This is a genomic window from Bacillus sp. JNUCC-21 (assembly GCF_041222765.1).
GTDB classification, from domain to species: domain Bacteria; phylum Bacillota; class Bacilli; order Bacillales; family Bacillaceae; genus Bacillus; species Bacillus velezensis.
In genome coordinates, this window is the sequence record NZ_CP166019.1 from 794,184 (window position 1) to 810,979 (window position 16,796).

The 16,796-nt window shown below is 47.1% G+C and carries 13 protein-coding genes; all 13 read left to right on the forward strand.

The window, feature by feature from the left end:
• Positions 1 to 599 precede the first annotated feature (599 nt).
• A complete protein-coding gene (locus tag JNUCC21_RS04085; RefSeq protein WP_150941075.1) occupies positions 600 to 899 on the forward strand; it encodes a YfzA family protein in 300 nt (99 codons plus the stop codon).
• Positions 900 to 1,600: 701 nt separating this feature from the next.
• Positions 1,601 to 2,584: a tRNA-dihydrouridine synthase gene (locus tag JNUCC21_RS04090; protein ID WP_007408522.1), complete on the forward strand. Its 984-nt coding sequence runs from the start codon at positions 1,601 to 1,603 to the stop codon at positions 2,582 to 2,584.
• 156 nt (positions 2,585 to 2,740) lie between these two features.
• Positions 2,741 to 3,220: a DUF6884 domain-containing protein gene (locus JNUCC21_RS04095; protein ID WP_053573594.1), complete on the forward strand. Its 480-nt coding sequence runs from the start codon at positions 2,741 to 2,743 to the stop codon at positions 3,218 to 3,220.
• A 276-nt stretch (positions 3,221 to 3,496) separates the two neighbouring features.
• Positions 3,497 to 4,498 carry an acetoin:2,6-dichlorophenolindophenol oxidoreductase subunit alpha gene (gene acoA / locus JNUCC21_RS04100; protein ID WP_007408524.1) on the forward strand — a complete coding sequence of 334 codons (1,002 nt, stop codon included), beginning with the start codon at positions 3,497 to 3,499 and terminating at the stop codon, positions 4,496 to 4,498.
• Between the two features lies 1 nt (position 4,499).
• On the forward strand, positions 4,500 to 5,528 hold the full coding sequence (gene acoB / locus JNUCC21_RS04105) for an acetoin:2,6-dichlorophenolindophenol oxidoreductase subunit beta (RefSeq protein ID WP_369878580.1): 1,029 nt from the start codon (positions 4,500 to 4,502) through the stop codon (positions 5,526 to 5,528).
• 14 nt (positions 5,529 to 5,542) lie between these two features.
• Positions 5,543 to 6,736, forward strand: a complete 1,194-nt coding sequence (locus tag JNUCC21_RS04110) for a dihydrolipoamide acetyltransferase family protein (protein ID WP_025284431.1) — start codon at positions 5,543 to 5,545, stop codon at positions 6,734 to 6,736.
• Positions 6,737 to 6,750: 14 nt separating this feature from the next.
• Positions 6,751 to 8,130: a dihydrolipoyl dehydrogenase gene (gene lpdA, locus JNUCC21_RS04115; RefSeq protein WP_094031593.1), complete on the forward strand. Its 1,380-nt coding sequence runs from the start codon at positions 6,751 to 6,753 to the stop codon at positions 8,128 to 8,130.
• A gap of 106 nt (positions 8,131 to 8,236) precedes the next feature.
• On the forward strand, positions 8,237 to 10,045 hold the full coding sequence (locus JNUCC21_RS04120; RefSeq protein WP_369878581.1) for a sigma-54-dependent Fis family transcriptional regulator: 1,809 nt from the start codon (positions 8,237 to 8,239) through the stop codon (positions 10,043 to 10,045).
• Between the two features lie 65 nt (positions 10,046 to 10,110).
• The gene (locus tag JNUCC21_RS04125) at positions 10,111 to 10,293 is read left to right on the forward strand and encodes an H-type small acid-soluble spore protein (RefSeq protein ID WP_003155535.1); all 183 of its coding nucleotides are present in this window, start codon (positions 10,111 to 10,113) and stop codon (positions 10,291 to 10,293) included.
• A gap of 170 nt (positions 10,294 to 10,463) precedes the next feature.
• Positions 10,464 to 11,813 carry a maltose-6'-phosphate glucosidase gene (gene glvA / locus JNUCC21_RS04130; protein ID WP_007610111.1) on the forward strand — a complete coding sequence of 450 codons (1,350 nt, stop codon included), beginning with the start codon at positions 10,464 to 10,466 and terminating at the stop codon, positions 11,811 to 11,813.
• Between the two features lie 68 nt (positions 11,814 to 11,881).
• The gene (locus JNUCC21_RS04135) at positions 11,882 to 12,643 is read left to right on the forward strand and encodes a MurR/RpiR family transcriptional regulator (protein WP_015239410.1); all 762 of its coding nucleotides are present in this window, start codon (positions 11,882 to 11,884) and stop codon (positions 12,641 to 12,643) included.
• Positions 12,644 to 12,659: 16 nt separating this feature from the next.
• Complete coding sequence (locus JNUCC21_RS04140) at positions 12,660 to 14,246, forward strand: alpha-glucoside-specific PTS transporter subunit IIBC (RefSeq protein ID WP_015239411.1); 1,587 nt, start codon at positions 12,660 to 12,662, stop codon at positions 14,244 to 14,246.
• A gap of 187 nt (positions 14,247 to 14,433) precedes the next feature.
• Entirely contained in the window at positions 14,434 to 16,758 is a 2,325-nt protein-coding gene (locus JNUCC21_RS04145; RefSeq protein WP_015239412.1) for a peptidase G2 autoproteolytic cleavage domain-containing protein, read from the forward strand.
• The last annotated feature ends 38 nt before the right edge of the window (positions 16,759 to 16,796 follow it).

Consider the following 16,796-nt stretch of genomic DNA (forward strand, 5'->3'; position numbering starts at 1 on the left):
TTTATTTAACTGATAAAAAGCGTTGAAAAAAACGTATGGAAAAGCAAGTGGAAAATAGCCAAGTAGGCTGCTTTCTATTAACACTTTCTTTTTTTCGTTTGGAAACGGCATTACAGACAAAATATGAAGATCTTGTTGTGAACCAGAAGCAATAACAAGTCGTCCAAGTTCCGTGAATACTTGTAATTTCAGTTAATATTTTGTAAACTTCTTTCTTAAAGAATAAAGTCCCCGACACTCATCGGCACATCTACTATTGGCGATAGTTGTAATAAATGATAAAAAGGAGGTGAAACCGAATGAGAGATATTGGAACCTCAACAACTGTGAATAAAAGATCAAACACACTAAAAAAGCATGTTTCGTTGTTATACATGATATGAAAGCTTAAATAGGAAAAAAGGCCCCCGATTACTTTCCTTATTACAAAAAAGAAATAAATCCGAGGCGGAAACGCAAGTGATAACAACTATTACAGTAATACCTGCGATGGTTATATCCTTAATAAGTAATTATCGCGACAATCATGCTTCATCATATAATGATGTTAGATTGACACCTGGCTAAAAAGTATTGCAGAAAAGGAAACGGATAATGAAATGGATAAAGTAAACAAAAAACGACCGTTATTTAAAAGAAGTTGGTTTCAAACGTTGTTGGCATTTTTAGTTTCACAGCTTTATTTTAATTTTGCAGAATTAACGGGATGGGGTCCTAATTATAGAGAAATGAATGGATTCCCAGCAAACATAGCTGAACTGGATTTCTTTCAAACATATCTTTCATTCTATGATAATCCATGGTTTAATATTGTCACTGTTTTCTTGGGGGTTTTCACTGTTATACACATAATCATAGGTATAACAAAGGATATTCGAAATGAAAGCAATAACTTCTGATGCCTTATTTAATGATGAAAGAAAATGAACACTTTCTTATTAATCTTATGAATGAGACTGCGACACTTAGTCAGCAGTCTATTTTATTGGTTTTGGATCAGGATTACCGAATCGTAACCTTATCCAAACTTTTATAGGTGATTTCTGTGGCACCTTATAAATGTAATTATTTATTTTTTTATGCAGATATTTTGTTTATAAGTAATAACTTTAAAACTAAAACGTTATAAAGATATTGACATATGGCCAATTATTTTGCATTGGTAATAGGGAGAACTCATATGATATTCTATTTAGGTTGGAATCCTTTTTGTCCAAAAGAGCAAAAGTAAGGCCGCTAAGAAAAATGAAGGTCAGCGCTACTATTAATAAACCACAATATAAATAAAAAATAGGTGTAGATAATCATCACACTTTTTTCTCTCTCAAACCCTTTTAAAGGTTAAGGAGTTGGCTGAGTTGATCAGAAATGAGCGATATGGGGTTAACTATAGCGATAGTTTATTACGTTAACTCAATTAAGGTGTTCTGCTTCAGTTTGCTTTTCACTTTTTCACGTGTAAAAAGTGAAATGTTCAAAATTTACTATCGTTTGATAAGAAGTGCTGACACATGCTATAAGTGTAAAAGAAGCATGGTCAGTTTTTAATTTTGGGATCAAGGTTTGACTGTATCCCATCATGAAAGGATTTGGATTTGTTATGACAGATAATTTCTGGCGTGAATTACCACGGCCATTTTTTGTACTGGCACCAATGGAAGATGTGACGGATGTCGTTTTTCGCCATGTTGTGAGTGAAGCCGGCAGACCTGATGTGTTTTTCACAGAGTTTACAAACTCAGAAAGCTATTGTCACCCGGATGGGAAGGATAGTGTGCGCGGCCGTTTGACTTTCACGGAGGATGAACAGCCGATGGTTGCCCACATATGGGGAGATAAGCCTGAAAACTTTCGCCAAATGAGTATTGGGATGGCGGAATTAGGGTTTAAGGGCCTGGATATCAATATGGGCTGTCCTGTACCTAATGTGGCGGGGAATGGAAAGGGAAGCGGCCTGATTTGCCGTCCTGAAGTTGCAGCCGAATTAATACAGGCGGCGAAAGCAGGAGGTCTGCCGGTAAGTGTGAAGACCAGACTTGGCTACACGGATATAGACGAATGGCGCGGCTGGCTGACACACATACTGAAACAAGACATTGCGAATCTTTCCATTCATCTGCGTACAAGAGCGGAAATGAGTAAAGTAGATGCGCATTGGGAGCTCATCCCGGAAATCAAGAAACTTCGTGATGAGATAGCGCCGGATACCCTATTGACGATCAATGGGGATATTCCTGACCGTGAAACCGGCTTGAAACTCGCTGAACAATACGGTGTTGACGGGATTATGATTGGACGAGGCATTTTTACTAATCCATTCGCCTTTGAAAAGGAGCCGAGAGAGCATAGCAGTAAGGAATTGCTTGATCTTTTGAGATTGCACCTGGATCTTCATGATGAATATTCAAAAGCAGAAGCTCGAGCATATAAACCGCTCCCTCGCTTTTTCAAGATATATCTCCGCGGATTCCGTGGAGCAAGTGAATTAAGAAATCAATGCATGAATACAAAGTCAACAGATGAAGTGCGTGCATTGCTCGATGACTTTGAGAGAAAGTATCTTGATGGGATGGAGCAAGAGTGACATAAATACCTCTTCATCCGGCCCGGATTTCGGTTTGAATTCCGGGTCTTTTTGTGTGCAGTTTTTACCCAGACAGACCCATGGCCAGTTTCGTCATGCAGAAATAAACGAATCATGGTACATTGATAGGACATACATCATAAAGGGGAGAGAAAAATGAAACGACTGTGCATCATCCCCTGCGGCAAGAAAAAAATTTGGGATGTCCATTCAGATACAGGTCCGGTAAGGGCGGAAGACGCTTATCTCAGCCCGTTTCATCAGGCGTGCGAGCGATATGCGAAAGCATTTTTCGATGAGTGGGTAATTTTGTCGGCAAAGCACGGATTCCTTCGTCCGGATGATATGGTTCCCGGAAATTACGATGTCACTTTTGGAACCGGTCATCCGGAGATCATGGCAGCGGACGAGCTGCGCCGTCAATTTCATGAAAAAGGCTTTTCCGACATCGAAGAGCTTGTCATGCTTGGCGGGAAAAAATACCGAAGCGTCCTAAACGCCGTCATCGGAGAGCATCAGCATATCACCTGGCCTTTGTCATCGTATAAAGGCATTGGCTACATGCTTCAAGCGCTGAATCGGGCTGTTGAAGAAAAGCATGAACTGCAGCACGCGGATATGAAAAAAAGAGTGTAACCACTCAAACGCCACGATAGACTGTATGCAAAAGAATGAAGCAGTTAAAAGATTTCCGAGGAAATAAATACGTCGATCATTGTCAAAGACAGGGTGATGCCCGGTCTTTTTTGTATGCCATAAAACGAGACAAAGGGAACAGATCGAGACAAAATGAGACACCTGTCTCAAACTGTCTCCATTGTAAAAATAAAAACATTCATTTTACGGGCTTCAAAGGCTGGCATGCTTCTTGCATTTATAAGTGTGAACCCTAAATAGAAGGAGGCGCACAAAATGGAATTGTTAAAACGAGAAGGCTTGTCATTAACTGAGGAGAAAGCGCTGTGGATGTACCAAAAGATGCTGGAAATCAGGGGCTTTGAAGACAAAGTGCATGAACTGTTCGCGCAAGGAGTGCTTCCCGGATTCGTCCATTTGTATGCCGGTGAAGAAGCGGTAGCTGCGGGGGTGTGCGCTCATTTAGATGATGGCGACAGCATTACAAGCACACACAGGGGACATGGCCATTGTATCGCCAAAGGCTGTGATCTGGACGGCATGATGGCGGAAATATTCGGAAAAGCGACCGGACTGTGTAAAGGCAAAGGCGGTTCTATGCACATTGCGGATCTTGATAAAGGCATGTTAGGCGCAAATGGAATCGTCGGGGGCGGATTCACGCTCGCATGCGGATCAGCGCTCACGGCTAAATATAAACAAACTAAAAATGTAAGCGTTTGCTTTTTTGGGGACGGAGCCAATAACCAAGGCACCTTCCATGAAGGGCTGAACTTAGCGGCAGTATGGAATCTTCCTGTCGTGTTCATCGCCGAAAACAACGGCTACGGCGAAGCCACGACATTTGAGTACGCATCAGCCTGTAATTCAATCGCCGATCGGGCGGCTGCCTACAACATGCCGGGGGTCACGGTGGACGGAAAAGATATTTTAGCAGTTTATCAGGCAGCCGGGGAAGCGATAGAAAGAGCAAGAAACGGCGGAGGCCCGTCTTTGATTGAATGTATGACTTACAGAAACTACGGACATTTCGAAGGGGATGCCCAAACTTATAAAACAAAGGATGAAAAGACTGAGCATCTTGAAGAAAAGGATGCCATCCAAGGCTTTAAAAACTATCTTCTAAAAGAAACAGATGCAAATAAACTGTCAGACATCGAACAGCGTGTCAGCGAATCGATTGAAAAAGCCGTCTCGTTCAGCGAAAAGAGTCCATATCCGAAAGAGTCAGAGCTGTTGACAGACGTCTACGTGTCATATGAAAAAGGGGGAATGTGAGATGGCGAGAGTCATAAGCATGTCGGACGCGCTCAATGAAGCAATGAAGCTTGCGATGAGAAAAGACGAAAATGTGCTTTTGATCGGTGAAGATGTCGCCGGGGGAGCGGCGGTCGATCACTTGCAAGATGATGAAGCATGGGGCGGTGTATTGGGGGTCACAAAGGGGCTCGTACAGGAATTCGGCAGAAGCAGGGTGCTGGACACACCAATTTCTGAGGCGGGCTACATGGGTGCGGCCATGGCTGCGGCATCCACGGGGCTGAGACCGATTGCGGAACTGATGTTTAACGATTTTATCGGAACGTGCTTTGACCAAGTGATCAACCAAGGGGCGAAATTCCGCTATATGTTCGGCGGTAAAGCGCAAGTGCCGATCACCGTCCGCACCACATACGGAGCCGGGTTCCGGGCAGCCGCTCAGCATTCGCAGGCGCTGTATGGCCTGTTCACCAGCATCCCTGGACTGAAGACAGTTGTTCCATCCAATCCGTATGATGCCAAAGGTCTTCTGCTTGCAGCAATAGAAGACAATGATCCGGTGTTCTTCTTTGAAGACAAAACGTCCTACAACATGAAGGGCGAGGTGCCGGAAGATTATTATACAATTCCGCTCGGAAAGGCGGATATCAAACGCGAAGGCAATGATGTCACGCTCTTTGCAGTCGGCAAGCAGGTCAATACTGCGCTTGAAGCGGCTGCGCAGCTTTCTGAGAAAGGCATCGACGCCGAGGTGCTTGATCCCCGGAGTCTGTCTCCTTTAGATGAGGAAGCGATTTTCACATCGTTAGAAAAAACAAACCGGCTGATCATCATTGACGAAGCCAATCCGCGCTGCAGCATCGCCACGGATATTGCTGCGATTGTCGCCGATAAGGGCTTTGATTTGCTTGATGCGCCGATTAAACGGATTACAGCGCCGCATACACCAGTGCCGTTTTCGCCGGTGCTTGAAGATCAATATTTGCCGACATCAGACCAAATTGTCAGCGTCACGCTTGAATTGCTTGGCGAGCCGGCAATGAATTAAAGGAGGGATATAGAATGGCTGTAAAAGTAGTAATGCCGAAGCTGGGAATGGCGATGAAGAAAGGTGAAGTATCCGTCTGGAATAAAAAAGTCGGCGACCCGGTTGAAAAGGGAGAAAGCATCGCCAGCATCAACTCGGAAAAAATAGAAATGGAAATAGAAGCGCCTGAAAGCGGCACGCTTCTCCATATTAAAGTCAAAGAGGGAGAAGGAGTCCCGCCGGGAACGCCCATCTGTTATATCGGGGAAAACGGCGAAGAAGTGCGGGAGAAGGAGGCGCCGGCTCCTGAAAATGCAGGGAAACCGCAATCTGAACCTGAACATATTCCCGCTCCCAAAGCCGTGCAAAAGCGTAAACACCGCGTGAAAATATCTCCCGTTGCCCGAAAAATGGCGGAGAAAGCCGGGTTGAAAGTTGATACGCTGAACGGGACGGGGCCCGGAGGCAGAATCGTAAAAGCTGACGTCATCAAGGCCATGAAGACGGAATCTGAACCGCAGTCTTCGGTTCAGACGGCACAGCCGGAGGAAAAACCGGCTTCAGCGATGAGAAAAGTAATTGCAGACCGAATGCACAAAAGCCTGCAAAACAGCGCCCAACTGACGCTGACGATGAAAGCGGACATTACGGAGCTTGTAAAATGGCAGCAGCAGCTCGCCGACAGCGTGAAAAAGCGGAGCGGTGTTAAACTGACGGTCACACATTTCGTATCCCGGGCCGCAGTGCTTGCGCTGAAACAGCATCCTGAGCTGAACAGCTCTTATCAAGAGGAGCGGATCATCACCTATCCATATGTCCACCTCGGGATGGCGGTTTCTCTTGAAAACGGTCTCGTCGTGCCGGTGATTCGGGATGCGGAAAAGCTTTCATTCCTTGAGCTTGCGGATCACATCAGCACATCGGCACGCCGGGCGCGGGAAGGCAATGCTTCCGGAGATGATCTGCACGGATCGACATTTTCTATTACAAATCTCGGGGGTTACGGAATTGAGCATTTCACCCCGATTCTTAATCCGCCTGAAGCCGGTATTCTCGGAGTGGGCGCAAGCTATGAAACGCCTGCGTTTAAAGGAGATGAGCTTGTCAAAAGCATCATGCTGCCGCTGAGCCTTACCTTTGATCACAGAGTATGTGACGGCGCACCGGCTGCGGACTTCCTGAAAACGGTCAAAGCGCTGCTTGAAGAGCCGGCCGGATTGATTTTATAGAGAGGGTGAAGAGATTGACACTAGCCATTATCGGCGGCGGGCCTGCCGGATATGCAGCTGCCGTGACTGCCGCACGGAGGGGAGAAGAAGTCGTTCTGATCGACAAAGGGCCGCTCGGAGGCACTTGTCTCAATGAGGGGTGCATCCCGACAAAGTCGCTTTTGGAAAGCGCGAATGTGCTCGATAAAATCAGGCACGCAGATACATTCGGCATCGAACTGCCGCAAAACATTACACTCAATTGGGCCCGCATGCAGGGGCGCAAACGGCAAATCGTCAGCCAGCTCGTGCAGGGAATTCAATACTTAATGAAAGCAAATCAGATTAAAGTCATCAGCGGGACAGCTTCATTTCTCACAGAGCAGACATTGCTTGTTGAAGGAGAAGGAGGCGCAAAAGACATTCTGGAAGCGGATCGGATATTGATTGCATCCGGATCTGAACCGGCGGAGCTGCCGTTTGCCCCATTTGACGGCGATTGGGTGATCGACAGCAAAGACGCGCTTTCTTTACAGAAAATCCCTTCTTCTCTGCTTATTGTCGGGGGAGGTGTGATCGGCTGTGAATTTGCCTCTTTATTCAGCCGGTTTAAAACGAAAGTGACGGTGATTGAATCGGCTGACCGGCTGCTCCCGGCAGAAGACGGAGAAATCGCCGCCGTTTTCGAAGACTCTTTAAGAGACAGCGGGGCTGATATTCAGACGAAAGCCGCCCTTCAGCGGATTGACAAAGAAAGGAAAACCGCGGTGTGGACAAAAGACGGCAAAGAAATTGAGGCTCAGGCTGATCACGTTTTGGTTGCAATTGGGAGAAAGCCGCGTTTGCATGGCTTGAATCTGGAGCAGGCCGGCATCCGGTATTCTCCGCGCGGCATTGAAGTCAATGACCATATGCAGACCAATGTGCCTCATATATATGCGTGCGGCGATGCGGCCGGAGGAATGCAGCTCGCGCATGCCGCCATTCATGAAGGAATCACAGCCGCCGCGCATGCCTCGGGAAAGGACAGCAAAGTCAATATGCGGGCGGTGCCCCGCTGTATTTATACATCGCCGGAAATGGCCGCTGTCGGGCTGACGGAAACACAGGCGAGAGAGGCATACGGAGATGTGAAAATCGGAGAATGCTCATTTTCTGCTAACGGAAAAGCGTTAATTAAACATCAGCATGGCGGCAAAATGAAAATCATTGCCGAACCGGAATTCGGAGAAATCGTCGGCGTGTCAATGATCGGGCCGGACGTGACGGAATTGATCGGTCAGGCGGTCATGATGATGAACGGTGAAATGACGGCTGATATGTCGGAGCACTTTATCGCGGCGCATCCGACTCTGTCAGAAACGCTTCAGGAAGCCCTGCTGAATGTCACCGGACTTGCGGTGCATTCCGTATAACCGGAATACCCTTTCTCAGATGAGAAGGGGTATTTTTCGTTGAAAGCGCTTTATTTTTCCCCTACAATATATGAAAAGATGGTCTGAACAGGGGGGAGCGAATACAATGAATGTCATTCGGAATGATTTTAAAACCTGGAAGCGCTTTGTGAAAGAAGGCGTGCTTGATGAATCCCGTATTCAGAAGCGGGTGGCCGCCTCATGGCACCGCTGCAAAAAAGCCGACGTTAACCCTTATCTCGAAAAGGGGCCGAATGTAATGCCGGCAGATCATTTAGAAAGACAGGCCGAAAAGCATGCGTTATTTTTAGCGGCCTCAACGCCGTATGCAGAAAGAATGAAAACGGCGATGCGGGAAATGGAAATGATGGTTCTCCTGATTGATTCAGACGGCGTTGTCCATTCAGTTGACGGCCACCCGCGCACCATTCATGAAGCGAACCGCATCAATTTCTTAAAAGGCGCCCGCTGGACGGAAACAGCCGTCGGCACGAATGCGATCGGGACGGCTCTTTATACAAATGAGCCGGTCATGATACACGGTTCTGAACATTATTCGCTCGCTTCTCATCAATGGAGCTGTTCCGCCGCGCCGATCCGTTATGAAGACGGGCGGCTGGCGGGTGTCATTGATATTTCTTGCCCCGCCGCCCGCGCTCAGCCGTTTATGCTCGGAATTGCCTCCTCCATCGCTTATACGGCGGAACGGGAGCTTGCCCTAAAGATCAAAATGACAGAACTTGACATGATCAGCAAGTTCGCCGGGCTTACCCGGTCTCACGATCCGATCGTGCTTTGCAATGACATGAGCCGGGTTATCGCCGCAAGCCGTCCCGTTCAGCATTTTACCGGACATATGCTGCGCGAGCTTGAGGAACATGGCTATCACATCAAGCAGGCGAAGCGGGAGGAGAACGGCTACACATGCGTTTATTTATCCAAACGAGAAGAAAAGCCGTCTTTTATATTCCATGGTGCGGCAGGCAAAAGCCCGTCATCCCGACATATGCTTCAGCAGCTGGAGCTTGTCGCCCGAACGGACGCAACCGTTTGTCTTACGGGAGAAACCGGGACGGGAAAGGAGGTTGCCGCCCGGGCGATTCATAACAACAGCTCCAGGAAAAACGGCCCGTTTATCGCCGTCAATTGCGGAGCGGTCCCCGAAAAGCTGATTGAAAGCGAACTGTTCGGCTACTCGGAAGGCGCCTTCACCGGGGCCAAACGGAAAGGACATAACGGCGCTTTGCAAAAAGCCGATAAAGGCACGCTTTTCCTCGATGAAATCGGAGAAATATCACACTCCATGCAGGTCGCTCTGTTACGGGTGCTGCAGGAACGGAAAGTCACCCCGGTCGGCGGGACAAAAGAGATTCCCGTTGACATCAGAATCATCACTGCCACCCACACTGATCTGAGACAGCTTGTCGAATGCAAAAAGCTGAGAGAAGATTTATTTTACCGGCTTCACGTCTGTCCGATCCACCTCCCTCCATTAAGAGAACGCACCGAAGACATTCCCGGCCTCTTCCTTGAATTTCAGCGAAATCGCGGCTGGCGGGGGGAGCTTCCTGATGACTTTTTAGACCTATTAAAGAGCCGGAAATGGCCGGGAAATATCAGGGAATTGTTTAATGTATTTGAACGTCTTTCCGTCATGTTCCCGGACGGACGGCTGTCAGAACGCCCCATCGCAGCCCTGCTTGAAGCGTCAGGTCTTAAAGAGGCGGCCGAGTCTTATGAACAGGACGAAGCGTCCCCTGTCTCCATCCGGGAGCACATTCAGAAAAACATCATCGTAAACGCGCTTGAATCAGCGAAGGGGAATGTCACGCTGGCCGCCAAAATGGCCGGAATCCCGCGGAGCACGTTTTACAAACGCCTCAAAAAATTCAAACTCACCACCGGACAATTGTAAGAAACAAGCATACTTCTCTTGGCTGCCGGACACGTTATGTGTGAGGCCTAAAGGAGGTTTGAGACGTGAATACACAGCGTGCGAAAGACATTTCAGAATCCGCCGCCATGGCGTATGTGACGTACGAAGGAGTCCCGATTTATATTCAGCATGTCAACGAAGACAAGGAAACAGCCAGAATTTTTCCGATCGGAAATCCGCAATTTGAGCAGGAAGTGCTGCTTTCTGATTTACAAGAGCATTTTTGAGAATGGGTCTGCTGATGACAGCAGGCCTTTTTCGTACCTGTGGGAACTTTCCCGCTTTTTGAGAAAAATAACTAAAAATGATTAAATGATCTAACTCCTCCAAACCCGGTACAGATCGGACCTTCTCATGATATAAATAAAATGTAAACGTTATCAGAGGAGGGCTTCACATGACAGACAAATCATTCTCAATCGTTATTGCAGGCGGCGGCAGCACATTTACCCCCGGAATTGTATTAATGCTTTTGAATCACCTGGAAGAGTTTCCGATCAGAAAGCTGAAACTTTATGACAATGATAAAGAAAGGCAGGAGCGGATTGCGGGTGCGTGTGAGGTATTTATAAAAGAAAAAGCGCCGGACATTGAATTTCTGGCGACTGATGACCCAGAGACGGCTTTTACGGATGTTGACTTCGTCATGGCGCATATCCGCGTCGGAAAATATGCGATGCGCGCGCTCGATGAACAAATCCCGCTGAAGTACGGCGTGGTCGGCCAGGAAACATGCGGGCCGGGCGGAATTGCATACGGCATGCGCTCTATCGGCGGTGTTCTGGAGATTCTTGATTATATGGAAACGTACTCGCCCGACGCATGGATGCTGAATTACTCCAATCCGGCGGCGATTGTGGCCGAAGCTACACGGCGCCTCAGACCGAATTCAAAAATATTGAACATCTGCGACATGCCGGTCGGAATTGAGGATCGCATGGCGAACATCCTCGGATTATCTTCACGGAAAGAAATGAACGTCCGTTACTACGGCTTGAACCACTTTGGCTGGTGGACGTCCATCACAGACCGGCATGGCAATGATTTAATGCCGAAGCTGAAAGAGCATGTCCGTGAATATGGCTACGTTCCGAAGACGGAGGCCGAACAGACTGAAGCAAGCTGGAATGACACATTCAAAAAAGCGCGCGACGTACAGGCGGCTGATCCGGATACGCTTCCGAACACATATCTGCAATATTACTTATTCCCGGATGATATGGTGAAAAAATCAAACCCGAACCATACGAGAGCCAACGAAGTCATGGAAGGGCGGGAAGCTTTCATTTTCAGCCAATGCGATATGATTACGCGCGAACAATCGTCGGAGAACAGTGAAATTAAAATTGATGATCATGCTTCCTATATCGTCGACCTTGCCCGGGCCATCGCTTACAACACAGGGGAGAGGATGCTGTTAATCGTTGAAAATAACGGCGCGATCGCAAACTTTGATCCGTCAGCCATGGTTGAGATTCCTTGTCTCGTAGGCTCAAACGGACCGGAACCGCTCTCAGTCGGGAACATACCGCAATTTCAAAAAGGCCTGATGGAACAGCAGGTGTCTGTCGAAAAACTGACGGCTGAAGCGTGGGAAGAGCGGTCATTTCAAAAGCTGTGGCAGGCGTTGATCCTGTCAAAAACAGTGCCGAACGCCCGTGTGGCAAGACTGATTCTTGAAGATCTGATGGAGGCTAACAAGGACTACTGGCCTGAGCTTGATGTAAGTCCGTCTCCTATTTCCTGATGACAATCTTCCCCCTTTTCTTTATCTGTTATTCTATATAATAGAAAGAAAACGGGGGGATTTTTGGGATGAGTCTTGAAGAACTGGTTAATCAGCATTACGCGAAATTAAATGACAACGATTTTTATATTTTAAAATATATATTGAATCATAAGCATACGTGCTATCATCTCGGTATCAATGACATGGCGAAAGCCTGCAATGTCTCTCGGTCTTCCATCCTGCGGCTTGCCCAAAAACTGGGCTTCAGCGGCTATAGTGAATTCCGGGTTTTTCTGAAATGGGAGGATCAGCCTGAAGAGGGCGAGAATATGACGTTTGAAAAGCTGCTGGATGATATTGAAGCCAATGTAAAATACGTGAAGTCAAAAGATATGACGGAGATGTGCCGGCTGATAGATGAAGCAAAACGGATTTTCGTTTACGGATCGGGCACGGCTCAGAGGGTGTGCGCCCGTGAGCTGCAGCGGATGTTTGTATCCCGGCGGAAGTATCTGATTTTAATTCAGGACATCACAGAGTTTGATATCATGTGTGATGATTTTAAGGTTGATGACGTATTCATCATTATTTCTTTATCAGGCGAAACACCCGAATTAATTCCGCAGGTAAGGACCCTGTCCGCAAAGGGAGTTCCGTTTATTTCAATCACCAATCTGAAAAACAACGTACTGGCGCAAACGACGCCGTATAATCTTTATGCGACCAGCAAGCCGGTGACGTTAAGCGATAAAACGGAAATTGTCGCATTTGCCCCGTTTTTTCTGGTGGGCGAATCGTTATTCCGTGCATATGTTGATTATAAAGAGCTTGAAAATTTTGATAAATAGCGGGAGGTCACGTGAAATGATGCAAAAAGTCCAGCGCTTCGGCAGCGCGATGTTTGTGCCTGTTTTGTTATTTGCATTTTCCGGTATTATTGTCGGTCTGAGTACGCTGTTTAAAAATAAAACGCTGATGGGGCCGCTGGCTGATCCTGACGGGCTTTGGTATCAATGCTGGTATGTCATTGAACAAGGCGGCTGGACCGTCTTTAATCAAATGCCGCTCCTGTTTGCGATCGGCATCCCTGTCGCCTTAGCGAAAAAAGCGCAGGCGCGGGCTTGTTTGGAAGCGCTTACAGTTTATCTGACATTCAATTACTTTATCAATGCGATTCTAACGGTTTGGGGCGGGGCTTTTCACGTCGATATGACTCAGGAAGCCGGCGGAGCGAGCGGGCTGACGATGATCGCCGGCATCAAAACGCTTGATACGAATATTATCGGCGCCATCTTTATTTCATCTATTGTCGTGTATTTGCACAATCGTTATTTTGATAAAAAACTGCCGGATTTTCTGGGGATTTTTCAAGGATCTTCCTACATCGTTATCATTTCTTTCTTCATTATGATACCGATTTCACTTGCGGTGGCATACGTATGGCCGATGGTTCAGTCCGGAATCGGCTCGCTGCAAAGTTTTCTCGTTTCTTCCGGGGCGATCGGCGTGTGGATTTACACATTCTTGGAGCGGATTTTAATTCCGACCGGCCTGCATCATTTTATTTACTCGCCGTTTGTTTACGGTCCGGCTGTGGCTGAAGGCGGTATCGTCACCTATTGGGCCCAGCATCTCGGGGAATACTCTCAAAGCGTCAAACCGCTGAAAGAATTGTTCCCGCAGGGGGGCTTCGCGCTTCACGGCAACTCGAAAATCTTCGGCATTCCGGGAATCGCGCTCGCTTTTTACGCCACGGCTTCAAAGGAAAAGAAAAAAATCGTCGCCGGCCTTTTGATCCCGGTCACCTTGACGTCCATTGTAGCGGGAATTACAGAGCCGATTGAATTTACATTCCTTTTTATCTCGCCGTTTTTATTTGCGGTTCATGCTTTGCTTGCCGCTTCCATGGCAACCGTCATGTATATGGCCGGCGTCGTCGGAAATATGGGAGGCGGTTTGATCGAAGCTGCGACCTTGAACTGGATCCCGCTGGCGTCAAGCCACGGCTTGACGTATGTATACCAGATCATTATCGGGTTGTGTTTTACCGCTGTTTACTTTTTCGTCTTCCGTTTCCTCATTCTCAAATTCAACATCGCCACACCGGGCAGAGAAAAAGAGGAAGGGCAGGAAACAAAGCTCTATTCGAAAAAGGAGTACAGAGAACGGAAGCAGGCTTCAAAAGAAACAGCGGCGGCAGACGAAACACAGCGGGATACAGCCGCTTTGTATATTGAAGCGCTGGGCGGAAAGGACAATATTACGGAGGTCACCAACTGCGCCACCCGTCTCCGCGTCACTGTCGCTGATGAATCAAAGGTCAAAAGTGACGCCGATTTCAGAGAGCTGGGAGCCCACGGCGTCGTCAGAAAAGGCAGGGCGCTTCAGGTCATTGTCGGATTAGGCGTTCCGCAAATGCGGGAGCGTGTCGAGAAAATATTGAACGGTTAAAATACTGCAGCAGCAGACTATGTGCAGAGCGCTTGTTAATCCGGCGCTCTTTTTATGTTTTGAAAAAATGTATGAATTTGTCATACCTTTGCCACCTGTACATGCAGGAGTGAAAATGAGGGGGTGCAAAAAACGAAATGACTTCTGCGGTATTTTAAATAGCAATTAACAAATAGGAGGCAAGGCAATGACAAACTATACGACTTTCTTAGGACTTTACAAACCCGATAAAACGGAGGGGATTGAGGTTGAAAGCATTGCTCAAAACTTTGAAGCGATTGACAGCAAAATCGGTGCTGCGCTTAGCAATGGCACGTCAACTTATGAAAATTTAAACGAAAGACTTAAAATGTATGAAAACAGATTTGAACATGTGACAGAGCGGAACGTTATGGATTTTGGAGCTAAAGGTGACGGCGTAACGGATGATACGCAGGCATTTCATGATGCCATGGCCGACGGAGGTTATGTCGTAACAGTTCCCGCGGGTGTATTCAGAACATCGGGATTGTTTGTTCCTTCAAATACAATGCTTGTCGGAGCAGGCAAGAAAAGAACGGTCATTAAATTATTAGACGAAACACCGGTCGGCCATTCTGTTCTGACCAACAGTGATTATACGAACGGTAATGAAAATATTTATGTCGGCCATCTCACTTTGGATTGGAACAAGGATACGCGTCCTTCCGGCTGGAAGATTCCGAAAGGTCCCACTTCAAGCTGTTTGCTTTTTGCGAATGTTGACTATTCTTTTGTCGAGCATGTGTTTGCGAAGAACGCCGGCCTGCACGGCTTTGATTCTACCAGCCCGAACTATAACAGACATGGAGAAAAAGATGATCCAACTTATTATCAGCCCAACGGCTGTAACTTTGTAACGTTTTCACATTGTGAAGCAACAGGGTCCGGGGATGATAACTTTACTTGTCATTTTGGATTCCACACTACTTTCAGCCACTGTGTTTCCTATCACCCGATGGGCAATGGGAATGGCACGTCAAATTCAAATTGCTTTGAGATCGATGACGGTTCTCAAGATGTATTTGTAGATAGCTGTGTTGCAATTGGCGGTGCACGCGGTTTTGAAATTAAGGCGCATGACTATGCACCGGCGGCTAAACGAGTTCAACTGGCTAATTGCCGTGCTTACGAAAATGCGATCGGTTTTTGCATTAGACATATTGGCCATCATTTATCGGCTGAGCCGACATCAAAAACTGCCCATGATGTCCAATTAGTAAATTGTCAGGCAACAAATCCTAAACAAAATTCTATATATAAAGGCGTCGGAGCGAGTGCGTTGGTTGTTTCGGGCTATGATTCAGTTAATATAGTGAATTTCCAAGCTATTTGTGAAGATCGTTCATACGATTACAGCAATGACACGATCATTATGATTTATTACAAAGGGCGGTATGTCAATCTGAAGAATATTACGATCCGCGGGTTCCGCTCCGCTGCTCATGATCTGTATGTTCTTGGCGGAGAAAATGCGGTAGGTAAGTGCATGATTGACGGCGTTTTTCTAGTTGACGGCGGCACGACGGGGCTTGCTTTTGGCGGAGGCGTTGATAATTGTACAGTGAGCAATGTATACGGGCATAGATTGGGAGCCGGCAGCGGAACGGTCGGACTCTACTCTTCGGGTCCGGATCTGAATATATCAAATATTGATTTTCAAGGATATGAAACAACATTTCATGTAGGCGGTAAAAAAACACCGTATGAGTTGTTTAAACATAAAGGATCTTCTGTTATGGCATCTAAAGATTCCCATGTTACAGGAACTAATGGCTTTGTCGTCGGTTCTGTCCGGGGACAGGCTGCAGGAGGTTCTCAATCTGGAGTAATCGGTTCATATAATACGATTAACCCAAATGCGAACTCAACTGTATGGGGCTGGGGTGCCGGCAGCACTCCGTCATCAGCCAACAGAAAGATTGAGCTTCACGCAAAAGAAGGAACAATTAAGGCTACGGGAGGCGTAACAGGTTCCTCGACATTCTCTGACTACGCCGAGTATTTTGAAAGCCTGAGAGGGGAAAAGATTCCGACGGGAACACTTGTCACACTTGAAGGTGATAAGATCAGACCGGCTGAAAAAGGTGACCTCATGCTTGGGGTCATTTCCGAGACCGCCGGAGTGATTCTTGGTGAGTCGAGTTTTCACTGGTCGGGACGATACGTAAAGAATGAATTTGGCGGCTATGTTTATGAAGAACAGAAAGATGCGAATGGCCATACGGTCATGGCGCCAAAGGAAAATCCGGACTTTCGGCCTGAAGAAGACTACGCTTCAAGAGAAGAGAGAGACGAGTGGAACATTGTCGGACTCATCGGCCAGGTATATGTCAGATGCGATGAGACTGTGAAAGCGGGAGATTTTATTCACGCTCATAATGGGATTGCAACAAAATCTGATGCTCCAAACCAGCGCTGGCAGGTCATGAAAGTGATCAATGAGTTTGATGCTGATAAAGGATTCGGGGTCGCTCTCGTTTTTATTCGTTAAATGAAATGACACGGTATGAATGATCATCTGACTAGCGG